At 69.9% G+C, this 20,829-nt stretch carries 22 protein-coding genes and 1 pseudogene; 18 read left to right on the top strand and 5 right to left on the bottom strand.

Features of this window, described 5'->3' with window-relative positions; translation table 11 throughout:
- The first annotated feature begins 26 nt into the window (after positions 1–26).
- Positions 27–437 carry a GNAT family N-acetyltransferase gene (locus OG332_RS42310; RefSeq protein ID WP_327419536.1) on the top strand — a complete coding sequence of 137 codons (411 nt, stop codon included), beginning with the start codon at positions 27–29 and terminating at the stop codon, positions 435–437.
- A gap of 57 nt (positions 438–494) precedes the next feature.
- Here the strand turns inward: OG332_RS42310 and OG332_RS42305 are convergent, their stop codons facing one another.
- Positions 495–2,057, bottom strand: a complete 1,563-nt coding sequence (locus OG332_RS42305) for a Na+/H+ antiporter (protein ID WP_327418419.1) — start codon at positions 2,055–2,057, stop codon at positions 495–497.
- 210 nt (positions 2,058–2,267) lie between these two features.
- Here OG332_RS42305 and kdpF point away from each other — a divergent pair, with 210 nt between their 5' ends.
- The 8 genes from kdpF to OG332_RS42265 all read left to right on the top strand — a co-directional run bounded on the left by kdpF (position 2,268) and on the right by OG332_RS42265 (position 8,231).
- On the top strand, positions 2,268–2,357 hold the full coding sequence (kdpF, locus tag OG332_RS42300) for a K(+)-transporting ATPase subunit F (RefSeq protein ID WP_107065056.1): 90 nt from the start codon (positions 2,268–2,270) through the stop codon (positions 2,355–2,357).
- Positions 2,358–2,359: 2 nt separating this feature from the next.
- Positions 2,360–4,939 (top strand): sensor histidine kinase, encoded by a 2,580-nt coding sequence (locus OG332_RS42295; RefSeq protein ID WP_327418418.1) that lies wholly within the window; start codon positions 2,360–2,362, stop codon positions 4,937–4,939.
- 403 nt (positions 4,940–5,342) lie between these two features.
- Entirely contained in the window at positions 5,343–5,666 is a 324-nt protein-coding gene (locus OG332_RS42290) for a hypothetical protein (RefSeq protein WP_327418417.1), read from the top strand.
- A gap of 351 nt (positions 5,667–6,017) precedes the next feature.
- Complete coding sequence (locus tag OG332_RS42285; RefSeq protein ID WP_327418416.1) at positions 6,018–6,293, top strand: hypothetical protein; 276 nt, start codon at positions 6,018–6,020, stop codon at positions 6,291–6,293.
- Entirely contained in the window at positions 6,290–6,748 is a 459-nt protein-coding gene (locus OG332_RS42280; RefSeq protein ID WP_327418415.1) for a hypothetical protein, read from the top strand. The genes OG332_RS42285 and OG332_RS42280 overlap by 4 nt, the downstream gene beginning before the upstream one ends.
- A complete protein-coding gene (locus OG332_RS42275) occupies positions 6,745–7,275 on the top strand; it encodes a hypothetical protein (RefSeq protein ID WP_327418414.1) in 531 nt (176 codons plus the stop codon). The genes OG332_RS42280 and OG332_RS42275 overlap by 4 nt, the downstream gene beginning before the upstream one ends.
- A gap of 62 nt (positions 7,276–7,337) precedes the next feature.
- Positions 7,338–7,562 carry a hypothetical protein gene (locus OG332_RS42270; RefSeq protein ID WP_327418413.1) on the top strand — a complete coding sequence of 75 codons (225 nt, stop codon included), beginning with the start codon at positions 7,338–7,340 and terminating at the stop codon, positions 7,560–7,562.
- 111 nt (positions 7,563–7,673) lie between these two features.
- Entirely contained in the window at positions 7,674–8,231 is a 558-nt protein-coding gene (locus OG332_RS42265) for a hypothetical protein (protein ID WP_327418412.1), read from the top strand.
- 87 nt (positions 8,232–8,318) lie between these two features.
- On the opposite strand, the gene OG332_RS42260 is transcribed toward OG332_RS42265, so the two are convergent.
- Together OG332_RS42260 and OG332_RS42255 are read right to left on the bottom strand one after the other, a co-directional pair.
- Positions 8,319–10,838: a sensor histidine kinase gene (locus OG332_RS42260; protein ID WP_327418411.1), complete on the bottom strand. Its 2,520-nt coding sequence runs from the start codon at positions 10,836–10,838 to the stop codon at positions 8,319–8,321.
- Between the two features lie 639 nt (positions 10,839–11,477).
- Positions 11,478–12,875: an amino acid permease gene (locus OG332_RS42255; RefSeq protein ID WP_327418410.1), complete on the bottom strand. Its 1,398-nt coding sequence runs from the start codon at positions 12,873–12,875 to the stop codon at positions 11,478–11,480.
- A gap of 1,045 nt (positions 12,876–13,920) precedes the next feature.
- Between OG332_RS42255 and OG332_RS42245 the strand changes: the two genes are divergently transcribed.
- From OG332_RS42245 to rpsN, 3 genes are all read left to right on the top strand, one after another.
- Entirely contained in the window at positions 13,921–14,052 is a 132-nt protein-coding gene (locus OG332_RS42245; protein WP_327418409.1) for a hypothetical protein, read from the top strand.
- Between the two features lie 82 nt (positions 14,053–14,134).
- Positions 14,135–14,371, top strand: coding sequence for a 50S ribosomal protein L28 (rpmB, locus tag OG332_RS42240; RefSeq protein ID WP_327418408.1), 237 nt, complete (start codon positions 14,135–14,137; stop codon positions 14,369–14,371).
- Positions 14,371–14,676, top strand: a complete 306-nt coding sequence (gene rpsN / locus OG332_RS42235; RefSeq protein WP_327418407.1) for a 30S ribosomal protein S14 — start codon at positions 14,371–14,373, stop codon at positions 14,674–14,676. The genes rpmB and rpsN overlap by 1 nt, the downstream gene beginning before the upstream one ends.
- A gap of 246 nt (positions 14,677–14,922) precedes the next feature.
- Here the strand turns inward: rpsN and OG332_RS42230 are convergent.
- Positions 14,923–15,021 (bottom strand): annotated as a pseudogene (locus tag OG332_RS42230) (transcriptional repressor); the annotation flags it as partial.
- Between the two features lie 95 nt (positions 15,022–15,116).
- Between OG332_RS42230 and rpmF the strand changes: the two are divergent.
- From rpmF to rpsR, 6 genes are all read left to right on the top strand, one after another.
- Positions 15,117–15,287 (top strand): 50S ribosomal protein L32, encoded by a 171-nt coding sequence (gene rpmF, locus OG332_RS42225; RefSeq protein WP_183068845.1) that lies wholly within the window; start codon positions 15,117–15,119, stop codon positions 15,285–15,287.
- Positions 15,288–15,292: 5 nt separating this feature from the next.
- Positions 15,293–16,477 carry a GTP-binding protein gene (locus tag OG332_RS42220; RefSeq protein ID WP_327418406.1) on the top strand — a complete coding sequence of 395 codons (1,185 nt, stop codon included), beginning with the start codon at positions 15,293–15,295 and terminating at the stop codon, positions 16,475–16,477.
- 153 nt (positions 16,478–16,630) lie between these two features.
- Positions 16,631–16,795 carry a 50S ribosomal protein L33 gene (gene rpmG / locus OG332_RS42215; RefSeq protein WP_007267663.1) on the top strand — a complete coding sequence of 55 codons (165 nt, stop codon included), beginning with the start codon at positions 16,631–16,633 and terminating at the stop codon, positions 16,793–16,795.
- Between the two features lie 29 nt (positions 16,796–16,824).
- Positions 16,825–17,073 (top strand): type B 50S ribosomal protein L31, encoded by a 249-nt coding sequence (locus OG332_RS42210; protein ID WP_327418405.1) that lies wholly within the window; start codon positions 16,825–16,827, stop codon positions 17,071–17,073.
- Between the two features lie 26 nt (positions 17,074–17,099).
- Positions 17,100–18,212 (top strand): CobW family GTP-binding protein, encoded by a 1,113-nt coding sequence (locus OG332_RS42205; RefSeq protein ID WP_327419535.1) that lies wholly within the window; start codon positions 17,100–17,102, stop codon positions 18,210–18,212.
- A gap of 51 nt (positions 18,213–18,263) precedes the next feature.
- On the top strand, positions 18,264–18,500 hold the full coding sequence (gene rpsR / locus OG332_RS42200; RefSeq protein WP_327418404.1) for a 30S ribosomal protein S18: 237 nt from the start codon (positions 18,264–18,266) through the stop codon (positions 18,498–18,500).
- 345 nt (positions 18,501–18,845) lie between these two features.
- Here the strand turns inward: rpsR and OG332_RS42195 are convergent, their stop codons facing one another.
- Positions 18,846–20,423, bottom strand: coding sequence for a S8 family peptidase (locus tag OG332_RS42195; protein ID WP_327418403.1), 1,578 nt, complete (start codon positions 20,421–20,423; stop codon positions 18,846–18,848).
- Positions 20,424–20,829: the final 406 nt, after the last annotated feature.

The raw sequence follows: 20,829 nt of genomic DNA, 5'->3' as shown, positions 1-20,829 counted from the left end.
CCGGGGACGCTACGGCGTTGGCCGACATGCACTCCGAGAACGCCTGGATTCACGCCAGTTGGGGCGGGCCCGGCGGCCTCGCCGCCTCCGGCCACGGCTGGGCCGCGTTCGCCAAGGGCCGGATCCTGTCCGTCGCCTGCACCTACTTCCTCGGCAGCGCCTACCAGGACATCGCGGTCGTCACCGTGCCGGATCGCCGCCGCGAACTCCCCCAGCTACCGCTGGGAGGGGCCCCCACCGCGCTGGCCTGTGTCGCCGGCCTGACGGCCGACATCCAGGCCCGTGGACACACGGCGAGCTGGTGCTGCTCGCGCGACAACCGGCCCAGCCGGCTGCTGGCCTGGACGGCCGGCTTCCGGCTGACCCGCGAATACGTCCACCACGCCACCGGACGCGCCGTGGTATGCGCGGCCCCGGCAACGCCAGTACCAGCGTAGCGGGGCTCGCCGCGCCCGCGCCGCGACGCCATGGCATCGGCGGCAGGGGGGCGCGGCTCAGGTGACCAGGTCCAGCCGCGCCTCCTCCAAGTCCATTGAGCGCTGCAGCCGTTGGCGGGTAGTATCGCTGATGTGGTGTTCGTCGTACAGCCGCTGGAGTTCGACGGCCTCCACCCGGATCAGGTCGCGGCGCAGCAGCCGATAGACACGGTCTGCGGACTCCGCCAGGTCGGCTTCCTCCAAGCGGTCGCGGGCATGATCGAGGCGGGCCTGCAGGCTGCGCCGCAAACGGTCCGCCACGACGTCCGGTACGGCTTCGATGTCGGACATCTCGTCCAGGCGCCGCATCCCGGCGGCGGCAAGGCTGCACCGGGCGGATGCCTCCTCGCGTTCGGTGTGGTCCGGTTCGAGGGCGATGCCGGAGCGGCGGACCACATCGGCCAGGGTGAAGCCCTGGGCGACCAGGGTGACGACCACCACCGATGTGGTCAGTACGAGGACGAGCGGGCGCTGGCCCAGCAGGCTGCCGTCGTCCGCCGCCGCCGGGATGGAGAGAGCCGCGGCCAGCGGGACGACGCCGCGCGTGCCCGCCCAGGTCAGCACGGCCGGCACCCGCCAAGAGGGCCGCGTGCCCTCACTCCGCTGGACGATGACCGAGAGCGGCAGTACCCACAGCAGGCGCACAGCGATGAGGGTCGTGGCGACGACGAGGGCGTACAGGGGCCAGAGTCGGTCGGCATCGGTCAGCGCCGCGACCTGTCCGGGCAGGGTAAGGCCGATGAGACTGAAGACGACGCTCTCCAGCAGGAAGACAACGGTGCCGTTGACGGCGTGCAGCTGGATCCGGATGCGGGCGTTGGTGAAGTGGCCCGCCTGACCGCCGAGCACCACGCCCGCCACCACGACCGAGGTCACGCCGGACGCGTGCACCTCCTCGGCCAGCACGTAGGCGGCGTATGGGGTCACCAGGGCTATGACCGTCTCCAGTACGGGGTCCTCGGTCCTGCGGCGGATCAGCGCCACCACACCCGCAACCACTCCCCCGGCCAGGACGCCGCCGCCGGCGAGCAGCGCGAACTCGGTGCCCGCGGCCTGCCAGGACACCCCGGCGGAGGCCACGGCGACGACGACCGCGACTCGGAAGAGCACGAGCGACGTCGCGTCGTTGAAGAGGCTCTCGGCCTGTACCAGGACCTGGACGCGGGGTGGCAGGGCGAGGCGGCGGCCGAGGGCAGTGACGGCGACCGGGTCCGTGCTCGCGAGGACGGCACCCAGGACCAGCGCCATCTGCCAGGTCAGCGGAGTGAGCAGCGACGCCACGGCCCCGACCGCGGCTGCCGAGGCCAGCACCAGACCTACCGCGAGCACACTGACCGGCTTCCACACCAGGCGCAGCTCGCGCCAGGACAGTTCCTCCGCGCTCGCGTACAGCAGGGGCGGGAGGACGACCAGACCGATCACTTCGGGGCTGACCCGTATCTCAGGCGTACCTGGTGTCAGCGCGACGACGAGGCCCGCCACAACCAGCAGCGAGGGCGCGGGAATTCGCCAGCGCCGGGCCCCGGTGGCCACGACCGTGGCCAGCACCACGAGGAACAAGACCGTACCGACACTGCGCATGACGCCCCCACCGAGTCGACGCAGGCCACGCGGCCCGCGACGCCGACCAGGCTTCCCGGCACACCACCTTCACCCTATCGGCCTCCTGGCCGTCAACGCACCGTCAAAGTCACAGTGGTGAGGCGTCAGGAGTGCGTCAGGGGCGTTCTCCTCACTGCGTCACTGGTGTTCGCTGGTGAGGTCGAGGGCGCACGGAGGAGTCGGGTACGGGTGAGCACGGAAACTGTCGTAGGCATCATCGTCGCGGTGTGTCTGGTCGGCTATCTGGTCCTGGCGTTGTTCTTCCCGGAGAAGTTCTGACGATGACGTTCACGCACGAGGCCGCCCCGGAGGCGGAGGCGGGGCCGCGGCCTGTCGTGCCGCCCGGCAGGCTCAAGGTCTTTCTGGGTGCGGCCCCCGGGGTCGGCAAGACGTACCGGATGCTCGACGAGGCCCACCGCCGGGCTGCCCGTGGCGCGGATGTGGTGGCAGGCTTCGTGGAGTGCCACCGGCGCCGGCACACCGAAGCGAAGCTCGACGGCCTGGAGACCCTGCCCGCGGCCGCCCGCGAGTACCGCGGTGGCCGGTACGCCGAACTGGACGGGGAGGCTCTGCTCGCCCGGCGGCCGCAGGTGGTACTGATCGACGAACTCGCCCACACCAACGTCCCCGGGGACGGGCGGCACCCGAAGCGCTGGCAGGACGTCGAGGACATCCTCGCCGCCGGGATCGACGTCGTCACCACGCTCAACATCCAGCACCTGGAATCACTCAGCGACGTCGTCGAGAAGATCACCGGGGTGCCGCAGCGGGAGACCGTGCCCGACGAGTTCGTGCGCCACGCCCACGAGATCGAGCTGGTCGACATACCGCCCGAGGGGCTGCGGCGCCGGATGGCCCACGGCAACATCTATCCGCCGGAGCGGATCGATGCCTCGCTGGCGAACTACTTCCGTCCCGGCAACCTCATCGCACTGCGGGAGCTGGCGCTCCTGTGGCTGGCGGGACGAGTGGACGAGGCCCTCCACAAGTACCGCACCGAGCACGGCATCGGGGACGTCTGGGAGACCCGGGAGAGGGTGGTGGTGGCTCTCACCGGCGGCCCCGAGGGTGAGACCCTGATCCGGCGCGCGGCACGCATCGCGAGCCGGTCCGCCGGTGGCGAACTGCTCGCCGTACACGTCGCCCGGAGCGACGGACTCGCCGTCGGCGTCTCGCATGCGGCGCTGGCCGGGCAGAGGGCCCTCGTCGAAGGCCTCGGCGGCAGCTACCACTCCGTCGTCGGCGACGAAGTACCCACCGCCCTGGTGGACTTCGCCATGGCGGAGAACGCCACCCAACTGGTCCTCGGTACGAGCCGCCGCCGCCGGCTGGAACGATTCCTCACCGGCCGGGGCATCGGCGAGACCGTCGTGGCGCTGTCGGAGGACATCGACGTCCACATGGTCACGCACGAGCGGGCCGGCCACGGCCGGCTGCTTCCCTCCCGCCGCCGTACACTCCCCACGTCCCGCCTCATCGCCGGACCGGTGGCCGCCCTGCTGCTCCCCTTACTGCTCACCCTCACGCTCGACCGCGTGCGCGGCACGCTGAACCTCACCAGCGAGGCGCTGTTGTTCCTGGTGGCCGTCGTGGGCGTGGCCTGCATCGGCGGGGTGGTCTCCGCTCTGATCGCGGCGCTCACCGCTGCCCTGCTCCTGAACTACTGGTTCATGGCACCCGTAGGCGAGTTCACCATGAGCGACCCGGACAGTGTGCTGGCGCTGGTGGTCTTCTCCGTCGTCGCCGCCACCGTGGCCGCCGCGGCGGACCGGTCCCTGCGTCTCTCCCGCCGTGCCGCACGGGCCACGGCGGAAGCGGAGACGATGTCGTCGCTCGCGGGCAGCATCGTCCGCGGCGACCAGACGATTCCGGCCCTGCTGGAACGTACACGGGAGACGTTCGGCATGGACACCGTCGAACTGATTCCCGAACCGCCCGACATGGGTCCGGGAACGGACAGCGGACGTCCCGCCCGTCGCGAGGCGGACCCCGCCCTTGCGGTGGCGGCCGGGCACGAGGCCTTCCTCGTCCTGCGCGGCCGTACGCTGCCGTCCTCCGAGCGCCGCGTGCTGGCCGCTTTCGCCGCGCATGTCGGCGCGGCGGTCGAGCGGGCCCGGCTGGCCGAGGCCGCCGCCGAGGTCGAACCCATCAAGGCCGCCGACCGCCTGCGCACCGCCCTGCTGCGAGCCGTCAGCCACGACCTGCGAACCCCCTTGGCAGGGGCACTGGCCTCGGTCAGCTCGCTGCGCAACCAGGAGGTCGAGTTCTCCGCCGAGGACCGCGCGGAACTCCTGGAGTCCGCCGAGGTGTCCTTGAACCGGCTCAACCGCCTGGTGGAGAACCTGCTCGATCTCAGCCGCCTCCAAGCCGGCGCGCTCACGCTCGACCTGCGGGCCACCACGCTGGAGGAAGTGCTACCGGCCGCACTGGACTCGCTGGACCTGACGCCCGGGAGCGGGCCCGCCATCGATGTGCAGAACCTTGAATCCGTACCGGCGCTTCAGGCCGATCCGCCCCTGCTCGAACGGGTACTGGCCAACCTCGTCGGCAACGCGGTCCGCCACGCACCCGCGGACCGCCCGGTGCTGGTGACCGCCAGCGCCCTGGCCGGGCGGGTCGACATCAGGATCGCCGACCGCGGCCCCGGGATCGCCACCGACGACCGCGAGCGCGCCTTCGAGCCTTTCCAGCGCCTCGGCGACCGCGACAACACCGTCGGCCTCGGGCTCGGGCTCGCCCTGGCCAGGGGACTCACCGAGGCGATGGACGGCACGCTCACCCCCGAGGACACCCCGGGAGGCGGACTGACCATGGTCCTGTCCCTGCCGGTCGCCACCGTTGTGACAGCAGGGCGGTCCTGACCGCATGTCCTCATCCTTCCGCACCCTCCACCTCCGAGCTGGACCCTCCAGTACGCCCATCACGTGGTCGTTTGCGGTGACGACGGCTTCGCGCACCGTGCGGCACAGGACCTCGACGCCGTGTGCGGCGAGACCGCCACGGTCGTCCTGCCGTCGCAACGAGAGAGCCTCCGGCCTCCTCCAGCCATCGATCTCACCTGAACCGGAATCGCGGCGCCGGTCACCTTGAACCCTGGCCCGGTCCGGTCCGGTCCGGTTACGTCATTTTCACCATGGGGGTTTTATGTCATTCGACGAGGAATGGGCGGAGCTCAGGTCAGCGGCTGCCCAGAATCAGACTGCGATGCGGCTCAATCAGCTGGATCCCGGAGGAGGCGGCGGACCGGGGCCGCAGGGAGATCTGGTGGTCACCCAGAAGGACCTGGCGGCAGTCGGTGACGCGGCGTTCAAACTACGACAAAGGCTCGGCACCAACGGGGACCACGCCAAGGCGAGCACGCACGAGGCGGCGGGCACGCTGAAGAAGGACTTCGCCCTGGGCGCCGCCCTCTCGACGGTCGCGGAGAAGTGGCACGACCAGGTGGGCACGTTGCTGGACGCCTGCGCCCACATCTCCAACCACCTGGACTACACGCAGAGGGCCCATGCCGGCGACGAGTACTGGATTGCCACGCAGTTCAAGTTCGCCCAGCTGGACAAGGGCTTCGAGGAAAGGGCGCAGCACTGATGGATCTGGACGCACTGCGTTTCGCGGACTTCTCGAAGCTGTCCACGGCAGTGGCCGACTGGACGGCCATGGCCACGAAGCTGTGGGGGCTGGAGTCGGATGCCCGAGGCGACCTCGGCGGGAAGGCGGCCAAGGCCGACTGGGCGGGCGTGAACGCGACCGTGACCCGGGAGTTCATCGGCAAGACCGCCAAGGAATTCAGCGACGCAGCCCACCGACAACGCCCAGTACGTCCTCGGCGACCGGCAGACCTTCGACGACACGCCCCTCAACACCAAGGACGGCAACACCGCACGGGAGGCCACGGGCGCCGCCCTGGTCTCTGCGGCCACAGGAGTCGACCCCAACAGCATGACAACGCGTCCCGACGACCTCACACCTGAACACCGCCAGGTTCTGGACCGCTCCCTGAAGTACCTCTCCGAGCGCGGCGACGAGTTCCCCTCCGAGATGCGCGACGACATGGCCAAGGTCCTCTCCGCCCACAGCGATGTCGTACACCACTCGGCCAGCGCCATGTCGGACACGCCGGACGACCCCCGCCAACTCGACCGCCACCACCTCCTGGAGGTGAGCAAGCAGGTTCCCGCGACCAGAATTCCTACGGCATGCTCAACGAGGCCATGAACCGAGAAATGATCAAAGACATCCACGCAGAACACCCGCGTGACCCCAACGAGACGCTGCAAGATGCGGGCCGTACGGTCGGCTTCCTCGAAGAGGCCCGCTACCAGGCCCTCAAGACCGACAAGGATGACCCCACGTGGGAAGCGAAGTGGGGTTACCACGGCTTCGGCGGAGCCGCCAACTTCATCCCCGTGGTCGGCGACCTAGCGCAACGAGGTGTCGACGCCCTCGCCTACCAGTGGCAGCTCGACGAACAGGCGCGGATCGACGCGGGAGTCCAGGACCAGAACGCGAAGACGTTCACGCACTGGGAGAACCAGCTGAGGGCGCTCTCCGAGGAATGGGCCAGGGCGAACCCCGGGCACCCCTACACTCCGCGCACGCTGGAGCAGGAGATCAACACGTCCGCAGTGACGGGGAACGTCGCCGCCAAGGGTCTGGCAGGCACCCAGTGAAGCGCCTGCGCACGGCCATGGTTGCCGCCGCGGGGGCCGCGGTACTGATCTCCGTGACCGGGTGCAGCGAGGGCAGGGAGTACGCACTGCCGGACGACATATGCGGCGTGCCCGTCGATTCGGCCCTCATCGCACCGCTGCTTCCGCCTGGCGCCAAGCTGGAGCAGTCGACGTACGCAGCCAGGCCGCACGCTCCGCGGTGCGAACTGACCGTGGACAAGAACACCGTTCTGACCGTGAAAGGCGACGTGACCACGGCGGACGAAGACGTCATGGGTGGCATCGGGCAGCGCTTGGAACGCTCCGGCGATCCCGTACAGATCGGCGTGGGCGACGCCGCCCGCGTTGCAGACTCCATGGCCGTTGCGGTCGCACGGTGCACTTACGAGGGCAAACCCAGCCAGTTCGTCGTCGAGATCTACCCGCCGGCCAAGGCCTCCGACGTGCCCGCACGCCGTGAGGCCCTCACACGTCTCATGACGGTGTACTTCCCCGCGGCCCAGAAGGCAGTGAGCTGCGCCTTGTGACCGGAATGGCCGCTGGGGAATGCGCGCCGCTCCATACCTTCGACCCAGCCGGGACGCAGCCTGTGCATCACGACGACGAACCGGTCTTCAAGCGGAGCAAGTGGGGAACGAACCGCTGCTACTACAACCCTCGCAACCCCGTCGGGCTCGCCCTCATCGTCACCACCGTGCTCGTCGTCGGGACGATGCTGATCCTCATGGCCAACCGGGCCGGACCGTTCGAGCCACCGCCTGCCCCCGCACCGTGGAATCCCGCGCCGGTCACCACCGGCCCGCCAGGCCACTGAACGGACTGGGGTCGGCCTCGAACCGGAGCCCCGTCAAAATGCCGTAGCCATCACATCAGCGGTGCGTCAGGGTCCGGTGTCGAGGCCCGTACCGGCCCTAACGTCACCCCCATGGGACGACGTTTCGCGCAGTCCGCGACCGGCGCTCACGCCGGCGCGGAGCCTAGAGGACCTATCGCACGCGACATCCACTGGGCCGACGAGAGGCGCTCGGCCATCGGTATCGCGTCCCTCCTGTACTCGGCCCTGCTCGCCATGGACGCGGGCTTCGGAGAGCTCGACGCGACCCGCGGCGTCCTCTGGACCGGCCTGGCCGCCCTCCTCTTCGTGATCCTGCTGCCGTCCAGGGTCTCCGTAGGTCCCGGTCTGCTGAGCGCCCGAGGACTGCTGGTCGAACACACTGTCCGCACAGACTCCCTCGTCTCGGTCAGGTGGTCCGACGGGGTGGCCCAGCGGATGATCCTCCGCGACACGGAGGGAAGCCGGGTCGAGATCGATCCGACCGTCCTGGTCCGCAATCCCGCGATGTGGCGCCGCGTCGACACGGACACCCGCACGTCGATCCAGCGCGGCACTCTGCTGTGCGGCGAGACAGCCCTGCGCCGGCTGGCCCAGCGCATCGACCGCGAGACGGCTCTCACCGTCTTCAAGGCCTCCGGCCTCGAGTGATCGGCGGTCGGTGACTTCCGTACGCACGGTCATGACCCCAGCGGGGGGCCAACGACGCACTCTCCACCGGGCAGTGGCTGACGCGAGTCACTGATCCCCCGTCGGGGAGGGCGCAGACGGGGTGATCGGCCGCCGGGAGGCCGCCGCCGGAAGCGTGAGCGTCACGGCAAAGCCGGGGCCGGCGGATGCGGTTTCAAGGGTGCCTCCCATGGTCTCCGTGAGGTCACGGCACATCCGCAGGGTCAGACTGTCCGGCGTGCGACTCGGATGTGCGCCGCGTTCCGCACCCTGCACTGCGTTGTTGGTGCCGTCCGTCATGTGGATCTCCACCTGACCAGCCCGGGTCCTGCCCGTCAGCCGCGCGGGCCGGTCCGGCGGGCTGTGGCGCTGGGCCTCGGCAGCCAAAGCGGTCAGCACGCGAGTGAGCACGGCTGCGTCGGCGATCACGTCGGGCAGCAGCTCCGGCAGGCTGCATTGGATCGTATGGCCGCCGGGGCCCAGGTCGTCCAGAACGGCGGTGAGCAGCTCGTCGAGATCGACCGGCCGCAGATACAGATCCAGTGCCCCAGCATGCAGGCGGCTCAGCTCGTCGAGATCCGAGACAAGCTGGACCGCACGCCGCACCGACGACCGGGCTACGGCGAGGGCCTGGCTCTCCCTCGTATCCGTGCCGACGCCGACGCCATCCAGCGCCTCGTCGGCTGTGCGCAGTGGGCCCCGCAGATCGCGGCTCGCGGTGAGGAGGAGCGAGGCCCTGGTGTGCTCGGCTTCGGCGCGCAGGCCCGTTTCGGCATCGTGGGCAGCAAGCCGGCCGTGGGAGTAGGCCATGCCCAACTGGGCCGCGCACGCTCCCAGTACGCGCTGGTCTTCGCTGCTCAGCGGGCTCCCTCGGGCCGCCAGGGTGAGGTCGTCGCCGACGGGGCTCTCCACATCGGCGTCGTACGGGTGCTCGGGTGGCTCCGCGCCGGTGCTGGCGACGACGTACCAGCGCGGCTCGGCGGCATGCCCCGTATCGCGTTCCAACAGGCTCACCGCCTCCAGGCCGAAGTCCTCCCGTACCTGTTCGAGCAAGGTCGGCAGGTCCTGGCCGTGCATCATGGCGGTGGCCAGCCGACTCAGTGCCCGGGCCTCGGAGCTCGCGCGGACGGCCTGGTACGTGCTGCGTGCGGCCGTACCCGCGGCCATGCCGACGATGAAGGCCGTGATGACGTACACCACCAGCGCTGTGACATCGGCGGGGCGCTCGACGCGCAGCGAGTGCGGCGGCGGGGTGAAGTAATAGTCGGCGAGCAGTCCCGCGGCCAGAGCGGCCACCAGCGCGGGAACGAGGCCACCGACCAGGGCGATCACGACAACGGCGAGCAGGTAGAGCACCAAGGCAAGGGAGAGATCCACGTGCTCGCCCAGAAGAACCAGGAGGGCGGTCAGGCCCGGAAGAGTGATCGCCGTGAGCAGCATCGCCGTCCAGAAGCGCCGTGGGCCGGTGGCGCGGCTCGGGTGCGGCAGTCGCAGCGGGGAAGTCGAGCCGGCGGCGTGCTCGTGGGTGATCACGAGTACGTCGATGGGGCCGGATCGCCGGATCGTCCGGTGCCCCACACCGCCGCGGAGGAACGTGGAGAGCCTTCCGCGGCGGCTCGCACCCAGCACGATCTGCGTGACGTTCTCGGCCTCCGCGAACTGGAGCAGCGCCTCGGCGATGTCGTCGCCGGTGGTCTGGTGGTAGCTGCCGCCCAGCGACTCCACCAGGGCCCGCTGGGCTGCGAGGGTGGCGGGATCGCCGTGGGTAAGGCCGTCACCCGGTACGACGTGCAATGCCAGCAGCTCACTGCCGGGGACCCGGGCGCCGATCCGGGCGCTGCGGCGTATCAGTGTCTCTCCCTCGGGGCCGCCGGTGAGGGCGACCATGATGCGCTCGCGGGTTTCCCAGGGGGTGGTGATGCCGTGTTCCGCGCGGTAGCGCTGCAGTCCTTCCTCGACGCGGTCGGCGAGCCACAGCAGGGCGAGTTCGCGCAGGGCGGTGAGGTTGCCGACGCGGAAGTAGTGGGTGAGGGCCGCCTCGATGCGGTCCGAGGAATAGATCTCGCCGTGCAGCATGCGTCGGCGCAGCAGCTCGGGCGGCAGGTCCACCAGTTCGATCTGGTCCGCGCGGCGTGCCACCTCGTCGGGCAGGGTCTCGCGCTGCGGGACACTGGTGATCTGCCGGACCACGTCGCCCAGGGACTCCAGGTGCTGGACGTTGAGCGTGGTGACTACGTCGATCCCCGCGTCGAGGAGTTCCTCGACGTCCTGCCATCGCTTGGCGTGCCGGGAACCGGGCACATTGGTGTGGGCCAGTTCGTCGACCAGGGCGACCTGCGGGCGGCGGGCGAGCACCCCGTCCCAGTCCATCTCGGTGAAGCTCGCCCCCCGGTACTCCACGGTGCGCCGGGGAATGGTCTCCAGCCCTTCGGCGAGGGCAGCGGTGGGCCGCCGCCCATGCGGCTCGACGAAACCGACGACCACATCGGCACCGGCCGAGGCCAGCCGCTGCCCTTCCTCGAGCATCGCGTACGTCTTTCCCACGCCCGGGGCGGCCCCGAGGTAGATCCGCAATCGCCCACGCGCCATCGACGGGCTCCTGCCCGCTCGTCACACCCCCTCGGCCCCCGCATCCCATGGTGCGCCCAACCGCGCTCCCGCGCTCGCAATCCGCGCGCAGGATCGCCGGTCGGATACCTCCTTGGCCTGTGCCTCTCGGACGCTGCGCATGCGTGATCAACACCAGGGCGAACAGCAACACCACGGTGCCGGGCATGGTGAACACGGGGTGGTAGGCGGAATCGACCGCTAGGAGACCGATCAGCTGGATGCCCAGCGCGATCGCGATCAGGAGCTGCGCCCAGCCGAAAAGCCGGATACGGACGATGTGCCGCCGCTGCCAGGGCACCAGCCAACCCCTGCTGAGTGTGGCAACGCCGGAGCCGACGAGCAGCAGCACTGTGACGGTGATCAGTACGCCGATGCCGAGGCGGATCCCCACGCGGGGCCCTCCTTCAAGCAGGTGCTTTACCACGAGCCTGCACAATCCGCGCTCTGGCGCGCGCCTGCGGGCTGCCGGCTGCCCGGCTGCCCGGCTGCCCGGCTGCCCGGCTGCCCGGCTGCCCGGCTGCCCGGCTGCCGAAACGGTAAGCCGGTCAGCGAGGATGCGCCCCAGGGCCCCGGCCGACCGAGCCTGCGGATCGCGGTCCGAATCGTAACCGCGTCGTGTCAGTCGGCCTCGGCGCGGGCCTCGACATCCTCGATACCGGAGGGGCGGCCTGCCCGGACCCAGCGGAGGTAGAAGGCTCCGCCGATGGCGAGGGTGGCGACCAGGGAGAGGACGGGCCAGCCGCGGAGGAGGTTCACCAGCAGGGTGAAGGCGACCGCCACGGCCGCCAGGCCGTTGAGCCAGGCGAGGGCGGTCTTACCCTCGGTGCGGGCGAAGCGGGTCATGGCCAGCAGACCGACGAGGAAGCTGACGAAGACCGCGACCGCGTAGAAGAGGACCAGTTCCTGCTCCTCCCCCGCAGCGGCCACGATGATCACGGCGGCTGCGGCCAGGTAGACGAGGACGGACCAGTACGGCGTGTGGTGGCGGTTCGTCCGGCCCAGCACCGACGGGAGGACGCCCGGGTGGTCCGGAGATCCGGCGAGGGCCTTGAGGAGTCCGGGGCCGGCCTGGAACGAGGAGCTGGCGGCGGCCAAGAGCAGCAGGGAGCTGGTGACCTGGAAGGCCCCGTAGAGCCAGCCGGAGCCGGTGGCGGCATGGGCGATGTCGGCGATCTGGGTGGAGTCCTTGCCGGGGATGCCGATGCGGAGGCGTACGGCGAGCACGGTCAGGGCCAGGGTGAGGCCGCCGACGATGACCAGGAGAAGGGCGAGCGTGCCGCGCCCGAAGCGGCGACGGTGGGTGTCGTCGAGCTGGCCGAGCTGAGCGATGGCCGTGGACGGCGCCTCGATGCCGGTGGCCAGGGCCATCGCGACGGGGAAGGCGAGGACGACTGCCAGGGCGGCGGAGCGGCCCGGGTCGGTCGAGGCGGGGGCCTCACCGATGGTGTGAGGAGAAACGAAGCCGTGGACGAGTACGGCGACGCAGACGAGCACGAAGAGCACGGTCATGACGGCGAACAGCAGCCGCCCGCCGTGTCCGAACCAGGTCAACCCGGCGACGACCAGCAACAGGAGCAGGGCGAGCGGGATACGGAAGGGTGCGGCCGCGGGGAAGAGGGCGATCACGGCACTGGCGGCGGCCGAGATGGAAATCCCGATGGTCAGGACGAAGTCGACGACGAGTGCGCCGATCGGTACGAACGTCCAGCGCGGCCCGAAGGCCCGCCCTGCCGCCGCTGCCGCCCCACCTCCCTTGGGGAAGCGGCGCACCAGCTGCCAGTAGTTGGCGGTGACCACGACGACCAGGCCCACCACCAGCGACATGGTCGGCAGCAGCAGGGCGAGATCGCCGTGCAGGGCACGCAACGCCGCCTCAATGGCGTACGCCACGGAGGAGACGGGGTCTGCGATCACAGCGAAGGCGAACGCGAAGAAGAGGACCGAGCGGCGCGGGCTGCGACGACCTGGGCCGTCCGGCAGGGGCGCAGGCGCAGCGGGCTGCTGTATGGCGGCCATGAGGGATGCCTTTCAAGGCGAGAGCCGGAGCCCATGGAACAGCCCATGGCTCCTGAACTGCCGACCAGACTTCCCGGCACACCAGGCGTCAAGAATACGTCAGCAGTCCATCAATGAATAGCCAATTGCACTGTGCGGACGGGTCACTTGACGGCCGAGGTTCCCGGCTGCGCGGTCGAGGCGTCCGCGCAGGGAGTGGCCGCCCGCCGCGACGCCGCAGGGGATGCGTATGACCGTGCCGGACGCCGGCGGCCAGCGGCCGGCGTGGAGGGTGGGCGCGACGTGCAAAGCGCACGGAGCCATGCAGGATGCCCCCTTCGCCGCCGGATGCGTGGTGACATCGTCCCGTGCGGCGCGTGGACACCAGCGATTCTGCGCGATCGGGCGTGTCACGCGCGGCCCAGCGCCCGGCGCCTGCCGGGCGGTGACCGTACGGCGGATTCCGCAGGCAACGTTCCTGATGGTCTCCGGCACAGGGCCAGTGTGCCGTCCACTGCCGCCGCCCCGATGATCCCGCTCGGGATCCAAGCAGTCGGCCGGGCTCCCGAGGCAGCCAAGCGCTCGGTACAACCTGTTCAGCCCTCCAGGCCTGACGAACCGTCACCAAAGTCAGCGTTGGGTCAGCATTGGTCCTGGCAAAGCCGACCCCAGCCGGTCACACATGGGAAACGTCGGGCGCCCGAAGAGAGCCCACGTCACGCGCTCCGACGGAGCGGTCTCCACGGGAGCGCCGGCCCGTCTACGGCTGGTCTCGACTCGTCAGCCTGCTCCGGAAAAGTGCAGGTCAACGCACCCGTCCTTGGGGTTTCAGGGCCACCTGCGGGAGCTGTGGCACGGGGATCGGAGGGCCACCGTAGCCCTTCACCTCGCCGTAGCGGGTGCCCTCCATCCAGTCCTTGCGGGCTTGCACGATCTCCTCGTTGCTCCGGCTGATCCAGTTCCGGAACGTAACACGAGATATCCGTCTTCGTGCAGGTCAGGAACATATTGGACCCTCCTGCGTCAGCAAAAGGTCAGCATTGGCGCCCCAGGAGTCCCGCACCGCATGGCAACGAAGTCGCTCGCCCACGGCATGGGCACCTTCTACAAGGACTGCGAGCACGCCCAGTCCCGCTGGTCGAAGTGCCCACGACGCAGGGATGAGCGACGGGGCCGTCGCGGCGCTTCTTGCGAGTGACGCCAGTGAAACCAGAAGCTAGTATATGAGAATGGTTTCCATTCCTAATATGGGGATGTTGCAGAGAGAGGCAGGTAACGTCATGTCCGCCCACTGCCAACTGACCGGCGCCAAGCCCGGGTTCGGCAACAGCATCTCCCACTCGCACCGGCGCACGTCTCGCCGCTTCGACCCGAACATTCAGAGCAAGCGCTACTGGCTGCCCAGCGAGGGCCGCAACGTCCGCCTCACCTTGAGCACCAAGGCGATCAAGACGGTGGACGCGATCGACATCGAGGCGGCCGTGGCCCGGATCCGGGCGCGGGGAGGGAAGGTCTGATGGCGAAGAAGAGCAAGATCGCACAGAACGAGAAGCGCAAGGCGATCGTCGAGCGGTACGCGGCCTGCCGAGCCGAGCTGAAGGCGACCATCAGCCGTCCTTCGTCCACTGACGCCGAACGGCGGGCCGCGCTCACCGAGTTGCGGCGGCAGCCCCGCAACGCGAGCGCCACACGGGTGCGCAACCGCGACAGCGTGGACGGTCGCCCGCGCGGCTACCTTCGCAAGTTCGGACTCTCCCGGGTCCGAACTCGACAGCAGGCGCATGCCGGCTTCCTGCCGGGAGTGACGAAGTCCTCCTGGTGAACGAAGCCGGATGACATCGCGGCCGCGGCACCCCACAGGTTCGGTGGGGTGCCGCGGCCCGCGTAGGCCAAAGCCGTCAGGCACGATCTGGACCTGCAGGGCAGCTCCCGGCCTCCTGCACCGACTCTGAGCCCGCAGGGAGCATGAGTCGAGCAGCGCCATGCCGCACGCTCGTTCATACGAGTGGGCAGCGGGCGCAACGGCGGATTTCACCCGCGCACCGGCGATGCCAGCAGACCGGCCGCTTCAGGCAGGGGAGGTCGCACAGTCGGCGCACGTACCGACGACCTCCACGGTGTGGGCGATTCCCACGAAGTTGTGCTTGGCCGCGATTGCAGCGGCCCAATGAGGATGCGGCCCACACATCCCGACGAATTGAAAATGGTCGTCGTTTTCATATAGGCTCACCGGGTACGTTCGACACCTCACAGGAGATCCAAATGGCCGTCCCCAAGCGGAAGATGTCCCGCAGCAACACCCGCCACCGCCGCGCCCAGTGGAAGGCCACCACGCCTCAGCTTGTCCCGATCACGGTCGACGGCTCCGTCTACCAGGTCCCGCAGCGCCTGGTGAAGGCGTACGAACGCGGCTTGCTGCATCCCGAAGGCTGAGCCGGATGACCGGTACGCCGCCCGCCCGACTGCCCGTCACCGTCCTCTCCGGCTTCCTCGGAGCCGGAAAGACCACGCTGCTCAATCACGTGCTCGGCAACCGCGAGGGCCTCCGAGTCGCCGTGATCGTCAACGACATGAGCGAGGTCAACATCGACGCGGCGCTCGTCCGCGGCGGTGAGGCGGCCCTCTCCCGCACCGAGGAGCGGCTCGTCGAGATGACCAACGGGTGCATCTGCTGCACCCTGCGCGACGACCTCCTGGAAGAGGTCGACCGGCTGGCGCGCGAGGGGCGCTTCGACTACCTCCTCATCGAGTCCAGCGGCATCTCCGAACCGATGCCCGTGGCCGCCACCTTCTCCTTCCCCCGGGACGACGGCGCCACCTTGGGCGACCTCGCCCACCTCGACACCATGGTCACTGTCGTCGACGCCGCGAACTTCCTGCCCGAACTCGCAGGCGGCGACGAACTCGTGGCACGCGGGCTCGACCAGTACGAGGACGACGAGCGCACGGTCAGCGATCTGCTCATGGACCAGATCGAGTTCGCCGACGTCATCGTCCTCAACAAGCTCGACCTCGTCGGGACACCGGACGTGGCCCGGCTGCGCGCCACGCTCGCCCGCCTCAATCCCGAGGCCCGGATCGTGCCCGCCGTGCGCGGGCAGGTCACACTCGAACAGGTGCTGGGCACCGGCCTGTTCGATGTCGAGAAAGCACAGCAGGCTCCGGGCTGGGTCAAGGAGCTCAACGGCGACCACGTGCCGGAGACCGAGGAGTACGGCATCTCGTCGCTGGTCTACCGCTCCGGCCTCCCCTTCCACCCGGGCCGGCTGTGGACCTTCGTCACCAAGGGCCTCGACAGCGGAACGTTCGGGCAGATCCTGCGATCCAAGGGCTTCTTCTGGCTCGCCAGCCGCCCCCGGGTGACCGGCTTGTGGTCACAGGCCTGCGCAGTGGCCCGCTTCGAACCCTCGGGCGCCCGCAGGCCGGACGCGATGCAGGGCCAGGAACTCGTCTTCATCGGCACGGACCTTCGCGCCGAGGCGCTGCGGGCGGCCCTCGACGCCTGCCTGCTCGACCCGGGCGAGGCCGTGCCAGCCACGGACGACTTCCCGGACTGGGAGACGTACGGAATCGACGATGCCTGCGAGCACGAACACGGCCAAGCCAAAGTCGCGGCGGCCTGAAGACTCCGGGCCGGACGGTGGTCGCAGCCACGGCACCGTCCGGCCCGGCTTTCCGGGGACACAGCACGCGTGGGCCCCGCCCTCCTCTCGGGGAAGGCGGGGCCCCACACACGCAGTTATTGAAAACGATTCCCATTGCCATATACTGGCGCCATGGCACGCAACGAAGTACGACCGATCATCAAGCTCCGCTCCACCGCCGGCACCGGCTACACCTACGTCACCCGCAAGAACCGGCGTAACGACCCCGACCGCATGGTGCTCCGCAAGTTCGACCCGGTGGTCCGCCGGCACGTCGACTTCCGCGAAGAGCGCTGACCTCCCCCTCCCCCAGAGAGAGCCACCCCATGAAGCCTGGAATCCACCCTGCCTACGGCCCCGTCGTCTTCCGCGACAAGGCCGCCGACTTCGCCTTCCTCACCCGCTCGACCGCCACCAGCGAGAAGACGGTCGAGTGGGAGGACGGCCACACCTACCCGGTCATCGACGTCGAGATCTCCTCGCAGAGCCACCCCTTCTACACCGGCACCGCCCGTGTCCTGGACACCGCCGGCCGCGTCGAACGCTTCGAACGCCGCTACGGAGGTCGTAAGTGACCCTTCCCGTCGTGATCGTCGGCGGCATGCACGCCGACGCGCGCAAGGAGACCGTCGAGCACCTGCTCCGCGCGGTGCCGGGGAGTATTGCCCTGCACCACGATCTGTCCTCGGCTGCCGGCGGCAACGTCCACCGCACACTGCGCGATTCCGGGGGTGAGGTATCCACCGGCGAAACTCCCCTGGTCAACGACTGCGCCTGCTGCGCACTGCGCGAGGACCTCGTCCCGGAACTGGAGCGGCTGGCCGCGAGCGGGCTGACCCGCCTGGCCGTGGTGGAACTCTGGGACTCGGTCGAACCCAGGGCGATGGCCGAGGTCGTCGCCGCCCACGCCGGTGACGTACTGGAACTCACCAACGTGATCACCGCCGTCGACCCCGCGCTCGTCCTCCCCTGTCTCGGCAACGGGGACGATCTCAGCGAGGCCGGACTCGCCGCAGCGGCCACCGACCAGCGCACCGTCGGGGACACCTGGGCCCGCCAGCTGGAATACGCGCCGGTCCTCGCGATCGCCGACAGCGAGGAGGCCGACAACGAGGACCACGCCCTGCTCGCCCAACTGCACCCGACGGCTCGCCAGGTGCCCACCGGCTCCAGCGAACTCACTCGCCTGGCCTTCGCCGGCTTCGACGTGGAGACTGCCGCCGCCGCCCAGCACCCCGCCTGTGCACTGCTCCCCCAGGAGGCCGACGAGGCCGGAGTGGCCACGCTCGTCTGGCAGCGCCGCAGGCCGTTCCACCCCGAGCGGCTCTACGAAGCCCTGGAAGACCTGACCTGCGCCGCAGCCCGCAGCCGCGGCCGGTTCTGGCTCGCCGACCGCCCCGACACCCTCCTCGCCTGGGACGCGGCCGGTGGCGCGCTGTGCGTGGAGAACGCCGGCCCCTGGCTGGCCTCGCTCCCCGACGCCGCCTGGGAACTGGTCCCCGCCATGCGTCAGGCCGCGGCTGCCCTCGACTGGCATCCCGAGCACGGCGACTGCTGCCAGCACCTGGTCTTCACCTCGCCGGGCCTCGACCGCGAAGGGATCGAACAGCTCCTGGATTCCTGCCTCCTGACCGAAGCCGAGTACACGGCAGGGCGGGAGGCATGGAAACAACTCCGCGCCGCGTTCGCTCCGTTGCTCGACCACGTCTCCTGACCGCCTGGCCCACACCCCGACACCCACACCCCACACCCCTGAGGAACACCGATGGCCCGCCGCCCCTCCCCCAGCAAGCCGCTGAGGTCCCGCCCCAACCCACTGGACACGGCAGGAATCACGCACATCGACTACAAGGACACCGACCTGCTCCGTAAGTTCATCTCCGACCGGGGCAAGATCCGCAGCCGCCGCGTCACCCGCGTCACCGCACAACAGCAGCGGCAGCTCGCCCTGGCCATCAAGAACGCCCGGGAGATGGCCCTGCTCCCGTACGCCAGCCGATAGCGGACAGCCGGTGCGCCGATCCCCTACCCGTCCCGGTTCCTGGCAGGCCCCGACGAGCAGTGAGGCGAGCGCGAAGCCGTTGAGCGCCGGCTACTGCTGGTTGTACGGGTACCCGGCGGCCCCACCCCATCGGCGGGGACAGCGGGGGCCAGGAGTGGCCCGGTCCGGAGGGAGGGCTCGGCGGGGTGCTCACGGGGCGGGTACTCCCTCACAGGGGAACGGCGGGGGCGGCGAGGGGCGGCCGGCACGAACGAATGCGCGAAGCGTGCGCAGCGGGGGCGACCGCCGAAACGGTCGCCCCCGCCTGTTCATCGCGGCTCAGCCGCTGCTTTCAGTCCCGGCCCCTCAGAACTGGAGCGCCCAGGAGTCGATCTTTCCGGTGTCGATGTTCGCGAGGTCCGCGACCCGGAGCTTCCAGACGCCGTTGGCGACCTCGGCCGAGGCGTTCACCGTGAAGGTCTGGATGATGTTGTCCGCGCTGCCGCCGGTGCGGTTGCGCAGGTTGTAGACGGTGCCGTCGGGGGCGACGAGGTCGACCCTGAGGTCGCCGACGTAGGTGTGCTTGATGTCGACCGGGACGCTCAGCGTGGCCGGGGCGTTGCCGGAGATCCCGCTGACGGTGATCGGCGACTCGACGGTGGCGTTGTCGTTGATCGCGTAGTCGGCGGTGTTCTCGAAGCGGGTGCCCGGGTTCGGCGGTGTGGTGGAGTTCCCGACGTTGAGCAGGCGGTTCGGGGATCCGGTGCCGGGGCTGGTCACGACGTTCGGCGTGGCCGCGTTCACGAGGGCCGTGGAGACCTGGGCCGGGGTGGACGCGGGGTTGGCCGCGAGGTAGAGGGCGGCGGCGCCGACGACGTGCGGGGTCGCCATCGAGGTGCCCGAGATGGTGTTCGTGGCGGTGTCGCCGGTGCCCCAGGAGGAGGTGATGCTGGAGCCGGGAGCGAACAGGTCCAGGACCGTGCCGTAGTTGGAGTAGCTCGCCTTGGCGTCGGTGCTGGTCGTGGCGCCGACGGTGATGGCCTCGGTCACGCGCGCCGGGGACTTGGTGCTCGCGTTGGTGGACTCGTTGCCCGCGGCGACGCCGTAAGTGATGCCGCTGGCTATGGAGTTGCGCACGGCGGTGTCGAGCGCGGAGTCCGCGCCGCCGCCCAGCGACATGTTCGCCACGGCCGGCTTGACGGCGTGCTGGGTCACCCAGTCGATGCCCGCGACGACCTGCGCGGTTGTGCCGGAGCCGTTGTTGTCGAGCACTCGGACGCCGACGATCTTCGCCTTCTTGGCCACGCCGTACGAGGTGCCCGCGACGGTGCCCGCGACGTGCGTGCCGTGGCCGTGGCCGTCCTGGGCCGTGTTGTCGTTGTCGATGGCGTCGAAGCCGTCGGAGGCTCGGCCGCCGAAGTCCTGGTGCGTCTTGCGGACGCCGGTGTCGATGATGTAAGCCGTGACGCCCTCGCCGGCCTTGTCCGGGTAGGTGTAGCTCTGGTTCAGCGGGAGCGCCTGCTGATCGATCCGGTCCAGGCCCCAGGAGGGCGGGTTGGGCTGGGTCGTGTCGACGGTGAAGACGCGGTTCTGTACGACCGACTTGACGGCGGGGTCGGCGGCGAGCTTCTTGGCCTGCGCCTCGGAGACCTCGACGGAGTAGCCGTTGAGGGCGGCGCTGTAGGTCCGGTCGATCCGCGCGCCGTACCGCTTGGCGACTGCCTTGCCGCTGTCGGCGGTGGAGCGGGCGGCAGAGTCGTTCAGGGTCACGATGTAGCTGCCGGAGACGGTGCCGGCGGCGCCGGCGTTCTCGATGACGCCCTGCGGGGCGGCCGGGGTGGCTGCCGCGGCGGGTAACGCGGCGGCCGCGCCGAGCGCGAGGGCCGCGACGGCCATGGCGCTGATACCGGCAATTCTCCGGCGGGTGTGACGCTTCGCGGACATGTGGGGGGTCCTCCTCGTAGACGGTGTGTTGCGGTGTACTGCGGGCCGTTGTGAGGGCGCGGACGGGCATAGCTATAGCCATGCCCATGACAATTTGCCCGAACGAACGGTCGCTACCGAAAGGTTGGCCCACCTCTGGCACGCACACAAGAGGCAGGCTGACGCGTAACATCCGTGCCACACAACGGCCGTGATCGAGTAAAGGCGCTCCGCACATGACGCACGCACTCCCCGGGTACATCTGCTGCGAAGACGGCGCCCGCGCGGACGTCCGTACGGCGCTCTGGTGCTGCCCGGTCTGCGCGGGACCCTGCGACCTCGATTTCACGCCGGATCCGGCGGCCGCGCTGGAACCGGCGGCCGGACCCCGTTCGTTGTGGTGGTATGCGTCCGCGCTGCCCCTGCC

This window comes from Streptomyces sp. NBC_01233 (assembly GCF_035989305.1).
GTDB lineage: Bacteria > Actinomycetota > Actinomycetes > Streptomycetales > Streptomycetaceae > Streptomyces.
This window is presented reverse-complemented; position numbering and strand designations above follow the sequence as displayed.